This is a genomic window from Streptomyces sp. AC627_RSS907 (assembly GCF_019049165.1).
This window is the reverse complement of sequence record NZ_JAGMUE010000429.1, coordinates 1-562: the sequence shown is the minus strand read 5'-3', so window position 1 is coordinate 562 and position 562 is coordinate 1. Positions and strand designations below refer to the sequence as shown.

General features: G+C 67.8%; 1 protein-coding gene. It reads right to left on the bottom strand.

The features are described from left to right. On the bottom strand, nucleotides 1-363 hold a 363-nt coding region (locus KUM32_RS36275; RefSeq protein WP_217146154.1), incomplete at its 3' end, for a class II aldolase/adducin family protein. Nucleotides 364-562 lie beyond the last annotated feature (199 nt).

Sequence of the window (562 nt, the reverse complement as noted above, 5' to 3'; positions counted from 1 at the left end):
GGTGTGGACGATGCAGTTGACGTCCTCACGGGCCCGGTAGATCCAGGAGTGGAAGCGGTTGGCGGGGTTGGGCATGCCCTCGCCCTCAAGGACCTGGAGGTCCTCGTCCACCAGGAGGAGGTTGTCCTGGGTGATCTCGTCGAAGCCGAGGCCCAGACGCTGGGTGTAGTACGTGCCGGGTTGCGGGCCGCGCGCGCTGATCTGGCCGGCCAGTCCCGAATCGTGTCCGCCGTCGTAGGCGATGCGGCAGGTCAGGGCGATCTTCTGGCGGGTGGTCAGCTTCGAGTCTCCGAAGTGGCCGTTCATCTGCTGCTCGGCGCGGTCCACGAGCACGGCCTTCGAGTCCTGCAGCGTGTTTGCCATGGTCTGCTCCAGTTCCGAGGCGCCGGCGATGCCGACGCGCCCCGTCGTCCGGCGTTGCGCCTGCTGTGCGCAGCACCTCTGCGAGGAAACTATGTTCACCATAGGACACCTTGTGTCCTGTCGCAAGGGTTCGGTGCCACGACGTTCCGACGGTGCGAGACCACCCGCGGGGCGGGCCGCGCGGCGCGCAGTCGCTGCC